The organism is Flavobacterium sp. WG21, assembly GCF_000335775.1.
Taxonomy (GTDB): Bacteria; Bacteroidota; Bacteroidia; order Flavobacteriales; family Flavobacteriaceae; genus Flavobacterium; species Flavobacterium tructae.
Map to the genome: position 1 here is coordinate 87,388 of NZ_AMYW01000021.1, position 6,497 is coordinate 93,884.

At 36.5% G+C, this 6,497-nt stretch carries 6 protein-coding genes; 4 read left to right on the top strand and 2 right to left on the bottom strand.

Annotated features, from left to right (window positions below; all coding sequences use genetic code 11):
• Positions 1-50: 50 nt before the first annotated feature.
• Positions 51-1,055: a MoxR family ATPase gene (locus C245_RS0115145; protein WP_017497457.1), complete on the bottom strand. Its 1,005-nt coding sequence runs from the start codon at positions 1,053-1,055 to the stop codon at positions 51-53.
• Between the two features lie 212 nt (positions 1,056-1,267).
• Here C245_RS0115145 and C245_RS0115155 point away from each other — a divergent pair, with 212 nt between their 5' ends.
• From C245_RS0115155 to C245_RS0115165, 3 genes are all read left to right on the top strand, one after another.
• Positions 1,268-2,140 carry an aldo/keto reductase family oxidoreductase gene (locus C245_RS0115155; RefSeq protein ID WP_017497459.1) on the top strand — a complete coding sequence of 291 codons (873 nt, stop codon included), beginning with the start codon at positions 1,268-1,270 and terminating at the stop codon, positions 2,138-2,140.
• A gap of 137 nt (positions 2,141-2,277) precedes the next feature.
• Entirely contained in the window at positions 2,278-3,033 is a 756-nt protein-coding gene (locus tag C245_RS0115160; RefSeq protein ID WP_017497460.1) for an SDR family NAD(P)-dependent oxidoreductase, read from the top strand.
• Positions 3,034-3,260: 227 nt separating this feature from the next.
• Positions 3,261-4,412 carry an ATP-binding protein gene (locus C245_RS0115165; protein WP_017497461.1) on the top strand — a complete coding sequence of 384 codons (1,152 nt, stop codon included), beginning with the start codon at positions 3,261-3,263 and terminating at the stop codon, positions 4,410-4,412.
• Positions 4,413-4,478: 66 nt separating this feature from the next.
• Here C245_RS0115165 and C245_RS0115170 read toward each other — a convergent pair whose 3' ends face one another.
• Positions 4,479-5,222, bottom strand: coding sequence for a DUF3298 and DUF4163 domain-containing protein (locus C245_RS0115170; protein WP_017497462.1), 744 nt, complete (start codon positions 5,220-5,222; stop codon positions 4,479-4,481).
• A gap of 105 nt (positions 5,223-5,327) precedes the next feature.
• On the opposite strand from C245_RS0115170, the gene C245_RS0115175 reads away from it, so the two are divergent.
• A complete protein-coding gene (locus C245_RS0115175; RefSeq protein WP_017497463.1) occupies positions 5,328-6,470 on the top strand; it encodes a cystathionine gamma-synthase in 1,143 nt (380 codons plus the stop codon).
• The last annotated feature ends 27 nt before the right edge of the window (positions 6,471-6,497 follow it).

The window sequence follows — 6,497 nt, forward strand, 5'->3', positions numbered from 1 at the left end:
TTTCAAGTTAGTCTTGCAACAACCTGAAACCTGAAACTTGAAACAAATTTTTAAGGTACCTCAATCTCGTTTACGATTTTGTTGATAATGTCTACAGAAGTAATGTTTTCGGCTTCAGCCTCATAAGTGATACCAACTCTGTGACGCAGAACATCGTGTACAACTGCACGAACATCTTCAGGAATTACATAACCACGACGTTTGATGAAAGCATAACATTTTGCTGCGTTAGCTAAATTGATACTTCCACGTGGTGATGCTCCAAAGCTGATAAGAGGTTTTAAGTCGGCAAGCTTGTATTTTTCCGGATAACGGGTAGCAAAGATGATATCTAAGATGTATTTTTCTATTTTTTCGTCCATGTAAACTTCACGAACAGCTTCTTGCGCACGCAAGATTTGCTCTACAGAAACTACAGGATTTACTTTTTCGTAACTTCCTTTTAAGTTTTGACGAATTACGAAACGCTCTTCGTCAATTTTTGGATAATCAATTACAGTTTTAAGCATAAAACGATCGACCTGTGCTTCAGGAAGCTGGTAAGTTCCTTCCTGCTCCACCGGGTTTTGGGTAGCAAGTACTAAAAACGGACGATCTAATTTGAAAGTGGTGTCGCCAATGGTAACCTGCTTTTCCTGCATGGCCTCTAAAAGTGCCGATTGTACTTTTGCCGGAGCACGGTTAATCTCATCGGCAAGAACGAAATTAGCGAAGATTGGCCCTTTTTTAATGGAGAATTCGTTGGCTTTGATGTTGTAAATCATTGTTCCAATAACATCGGCAGGTAATAAGTCAGGAGTAAACTGGATACGGCTGAACGATCCCTGAACTGCTTGCGACAAAGTATTAATCGCTAAAGTTTTGGCTAATCCCGGAACACCTTCAAGCAAAATGTGCCCTTGTCCTAAAAGTCCGATTAGTAAACGCTCGACCATATGTTTTTGGCCCACAATAACTTTGTTCATTTCCATTGTAAGAAGGTCTATAAAAGCACTTTCTCTTTCAATTTTCTCATTTATCGCTCTAATGTCTAAAGTCGTTGTATTTTCTTCCATATAAATATTTTTAAAACCTTGATTTTTATGCCTAACTTTTGAGAGTGCAAATTGAATATTTTTTGAGAAGTAAGATGTTAAAAAATGGTTAAAACTTCGACCAAAGACCTAATTTTAAGGACGAATTGGGAATCTATTTTTATATTTTTAAGAACTTTGGTGATTATGCTTCAGAAAAGCATATTTATTACCAAAAATAACGCAATAAAACCATGAGTAAAACAACATTATCGCCTATTATTTCGGGCACTATGAATTGGGGTGTATGGGATAAAAACCTAACGCTTAAAGAAATGGAAAACATGATACAGATCTGTATCGAAAACAAAATTACTACTTTTGATCACGCTGATATTTACGGAGCTTATACTACTGAAGCAGATTTTGGAAAAGCATTTCAGGCCAGTAAAATTTCACGTGAAAAATTACAATTAATCACCAAATGCGGTATTCAGATGATTGCCGAAAGCCGCAAAAATACAATCAAACATTACGACTACTCTAAAGAATATATTGTGTGGTCTGTTGAAGAGTCACTAAAGAAACTAAAGACAGATTACGTGGATGTTTTTTTACTGCACAGACCTAGTCCGTTGATGCAGGCCGATGAAATTGCGGAAGCCGTTGAAAAGTTAAAATCAGAAGGGAAAATTATTGATTTCGGACTTTCGAATTTTACGAGCTCTCAAACCGAATTGATTCGTCAGAAAACCGAAGTGAGCTATAATCAGGTGCAATTTTCGGCAACGAATTTCGAACCGATGGTTGACGGAAGTTTCGATTATATGCAAACTCACGGGATTCGTCCTTTGTCATGGAATCCGCTTGGAACGGTTTTTAGAGAAGACACTAAAAAAACACGTCGTTTGAAAAAGCTTTTTTCGGATTTAGTGAAGAAATACGGATTTGGTTCGGATACCCTTTTACTGGCTTGGATTTTAAAACATCCTGCTAAGGTAATTCCGATTGCGGGAACTGTTAATATTGCCAGAATTCAGTCGTTGATGAAAGCAGTAGAATTGGAAATGGATAAAGAAGACTGGTTTGCGATCTGGACGGAAAGCATGGGCGACGATGTTGCTTAAGTTTTTAAGTGTTCCGTATTCAGATTTGAGTATTCAGGGAAAATGCTAAAAATATTTTGCCACAGATTAACGGATTAGAGATGATTGATTAATCTGTGAAAATCTTTTAATCTGTGGCAAAAAAATAAAAATATACAATGAAAAAAACAGTTTTAATTACTGGAGCCACAAGCGGAATTGGAAAAGCAACCGCACAAATACTGGCCAAAAACAATTTTAAAGTGATCCTTTGCGGAAGACGTATGGATCGCTTAAATGAACTTGAAAAAGAACTTTCTGAGTTTACAGCAGTACATTCTTTAGCATTCGATGTTCGGGATAAAAAGGATGTTCTTGAAAAAATTGCTTCTCTTCCTGCATCCTTTTCAGATATTGATGTTTTGATTAATAATGCCGGAAATGCTCATGGTTTAGACCCGATTCAGACTGGTGATTTAGACGATTGGGATGCTATGATTGACATCAATGTAAAAGGACTTTTATACGTTTCAAAAGCGGTGATTCCGAAAATGACAGCCAAAAAATCAGGTCATATTATAAATATTGGTTCAACAGCCGCAAAGGAAGTGTATCCGAACGGAAATGTGTATTGCGGAAGTAAACATGCCGTTGATGCCATCACTGCCGGAATGCGAATCGACTTAAATCCTTTCGGAATTAGAGTTGGAGGAATTCATCCCGGTATGGTCGCAACCGAATTTAGTGAAGTACGTTTTAAAGGAGATACTGAGAGAGCTTCAAATGTATACAAAGGTTTCGATCCGCTACAAGCAGAAGATATTGCAGATATTATTCATTTTGTAGTTTCAAGACCGTATCATGTTAATATTGCTGATTTAGTGGTCATGAGTACAGCGCAGGCGTCATCGACCATTGTTAAAAGAGATTCTTAGATTGTTGGATTCTTAGATCTTTAGATTAATTTAGACTTCTCAGGTTTTTTAAACACTTAGTCAGTAATCTTAAAATAGAGTTGACGAACTTCTTAAATTTTTAGATTAATTTAGAGGTCTGAGAAGTTTAGCAATTTCGGCTTCTAAGATTGTTGGATTTTTAGATCTTTAGACTAAGCAATTATCCAACAATCTAAAAATCGGATAATCTAATAATCTAAAAAAAAATGATCAACAAACGCCTTTTGATAAAAAACCTGCTCGCTCATAACGACGAGAGCAGTTTTTATGATAAGAAAAGGCAACTGAATCTGCATTCGCGGGAAGGAAAAGGGAAATTCCTGAAACATATCTGTGCCTTATCCAATTCAAACCCGACCAATAATTCTTATATCGTGGTGGGGGTGGAAGATCACGACAACGAGATTGTTGGAGATGATTTTTTTGATGATAGTCGAATTCAGAATCTCGTGAATGCCTTTTTAGAAAATCCGCCTAAAATTCAATACGAGAATGTACCGTTTCCCAATCTTCCAAAAGATAAAGTAATCGGATTGGTGACCATTAAACCCAAAAGTAAAATCTCATATTTTAAAAAAGGAATTCATACCATTCTTGCCAATAGTGTTTTTATGCGGCGCGGAAGTAATTCTGTTCCTGTTGAAGGCGAGGTCGAAAAGAACTATCAAAATACAGAAACGGTCATCGGGATCGAAAACAGCTCAAGAAACAGTATTCAGTACACACTTGACGGGGTAATTGATTTTATGAATTTCAGACACAAAGACATGTCGCCTAAGTACCATGTTTTTAAAGAATTATTTGTGATCTGCTGGGCGGGAGTTCCTAAAAAATCAAGAGATAAAACCTTCTTATCCCGCGTTGATATTGAGTTGATAAACGAACAGATTAAGCTTTTTTACTCTGCTCAGGATGTGGTTACGATTGTTTATGATGAAGATAGTTTTACCATAACAGAATATGTTCCGTTGGGGTTAAATGACAAGACCAGTTATTATCCGTTGGAGAAGCAAACCATTCATTTTTTTGACAACGGTTATTATAAAATTGAAAATGAAATGCTTTTTCAGCCCCCGGAATTCAATCGAAAAATGTTGTATCATATTTACAATTCAAATATCGCACTACTCCAAAAACTCCAGAAAGGCATCGCTTTGTCAGAGCGTGAATTAAAAGATCTGGAAAATCTTCCTTCTACTTTTATGATCTGTCATCTGAATGGTTTTGAGGATGCCAAACAAAAATTGATTGATGCCAAACTGCTTTTAAAACCTTTTGGGAATATTTACCTGTCATTTAAAGAGGCGCTTCGAGTTTTGCGTAAGATGAAATACGATGTTCAGGAAGGGGCTAAATAGAGGTTCTGAGTTGCTAAGGTTCTGAGATTCTAAGGTTATTTTTGAAACGTGTAACTTTGTTTGAAATTATTGGTACTTTAGATACTTGCTGACTTCATCGTATGGAAATAATAGCTCTTTAGGCCCGTCGGCATAAGAAGCGGCTTCGTAGGAGTTGTAATACAAGAGTAATCCTTCTTTCGTATAAAAAATATTCTGTGGCAGATGGAATTTGTCATTTTCAAACATTAGACCAGTTGCATTGATATTTGATTTTTCAGGGATTTTATATTTTTTGCGGAATTCCTTTTCGGCATAAGCCATAAATTCTTTTTCGTTTTTAAAGATCTGATCGATGAAAATTGTTTTTCCGGTTTTGGAATGAAACAGTAAGGAGCGGTATCCCTGATAACCGTGTGCACCTCCGGTAAAAGTATAGTGATCAATTTTGATATTGATAATCTCATCAGATTCAAATTCGACATTCCCTTTTACGGTTGCTTCCCATCCGAAAGTTTCTGTTGGGAATTTTTTGTGCATTTCTTCATAAGAAGCTATAAAAGAGGCTGCCAAAGATTTGTAGTCGTTCGCTTTTTTGGGATCTTCTTCAAAATAGACGATCTCTTTTATCACAGAGAAAACTTTTTTATTAATACTGTCGGCAACAACAGGAATATTTTTTGCAATAGGAACGTCGATCGTTATTTTCGGGCAGTCCTTTTCGCAGGGGATTGTAGATTCTTTTTCAAATGACTCATTTTCAAATGAAAGTTCTTTGCTGCAGCTTACAAACGTTAAAAGCAAAAAGAGTATAAAAGGATAATGTTTCATGTCAAAAAATGTTAATTATATACAAAGGTAAGAAGTTGTGTCAGGATTAAAATAAATTAAACGGTAAATTTGTAGCAGAATTAAGGATTTAAAATTTATAAACATATGAAATTCAATACTAAAGTAATACATGGGGGTCAGCATCATGATCCGGCTACAGGAGCAGTTATGCCTCCGGTGTATCAAACTTCAACTTTTATACAAACCAGTCCGGGTAAGCCTTTGGCGGATTATGAGTATAGTCGTGCTTCAAATCCAACACGTACAGCTTTAGAAAATGCTTTGGCCAGTATTGAAAATGGTACTCGTGGATTGGCTTTTTCATCAGGCTTGGCAGCAACTGATTGTATTTTGAGATCGTTTAAAGCCGGTGATGAGATTATCGCAATGGATGACTTGTATGGAGGAACGTACAGAATGTTCTCCAGAATATATAAAGATTCAGGAATTAAGTTTCACTTTGTGGATATGACAGATATCGAAAAACTGAAATCATTAATCAATGAAAATACGAAATTGATCTGGGTGGAGACGCCAACTAATCCGTTGATGAAATTAGCAGACATTCAGGAAGTAGCCAAAATTACGAAAGCCAATAATATTTTATTTGCTGTCGATAATACATTTGCGACTCCTTATTTGCAAAAACCTCTTGATTTGGGTGCTGATATCGTAATGCATTCTGCAACAAAATATTTAGGAGGACACTCAGATGTAATTGCGGGTGCTTTAATTGTAAAAGATGAAGCTTTAGGAGATCAGCTGCATTTTCAGCAATTTGCGACCGGAGCGACATTAGGGCCAATGGACAGTTTCCTGGTTTTAAGAGGCATCAAAACACTTTCGTTAAGAGTACAGAGACATTGTGAAAACGGAGAAAAAGTGGTTCAATATTTAAGTAAGCACCCTAAGATCGATACGGTTTATTATCCAGGCTTAGAGAGCCATCCTTTTCATGAAATTGCCAAAAAGCAAATGAAAGCTTTTGGAGGAATGGTATCTTTTACTTTTAAATCAGGGAAAAAAGAAGACTCAATTGCCTTTTTAGAGAAGCTGAAAGTTTTTACTTTGGCGGAGTCTTTAGGTGGAGTGGAATCTTTGGCCAATCATCCGGCTTTGATGACACACGCATCGATCCCGGCAGATAAAAGAGCCGAAGTGGGTATTACCGATGACTTAGTTCGATTGAGCGTTGGTATTGAAGATGCCGAAGACTTAATTGCCGACTTAGAGCAGGCTTTAGCATAAAAAAAGGAATAAAAAAAATCCAATACT

Coding starts and splice junctions, on each gene's coding strand:
- C245_RS0115145 (WP_017497457.1), bottom strand. CDS start 1,055: ATGGAAGAAAATACAACGACTTTAGACATTAGAGCGATAAATGAGAAA.
- C245_RS0115155 (WP_017497459.1), top strand. CDS start 1,268: ATGAGTAAAACAACATTATCGCCTATTATTTCGGGCACTATGAATTGG.
- C245_RS0115175 (WP_017497463.1), top strand. CDS start 5,328: ATGAAATTCAATACTAAAGTAATACATGGGGGTCAGCATCATGATCCG.
- C245_RS0115165 (WP_017497461.1), top strand. CDS start 3,261: ATGATCAACAAACGCCTTTTGATAAAAAACCTGCTCGCTCATAACGAC.
- C245_RS0115170 (WP_017497462.1), bottom strand. CDS start 5,222: ATGAAACATTATCCTTTTATACTCTTTTTGCTTTTAACGTTTGTAAGC.
- C245_RS0115160 (WP_017497460.1), top strand. CDS start 2,278: ATGAAAAAAACAGTTTTAATTACTGGAGCCACAAGCGGAATTGGAAAA.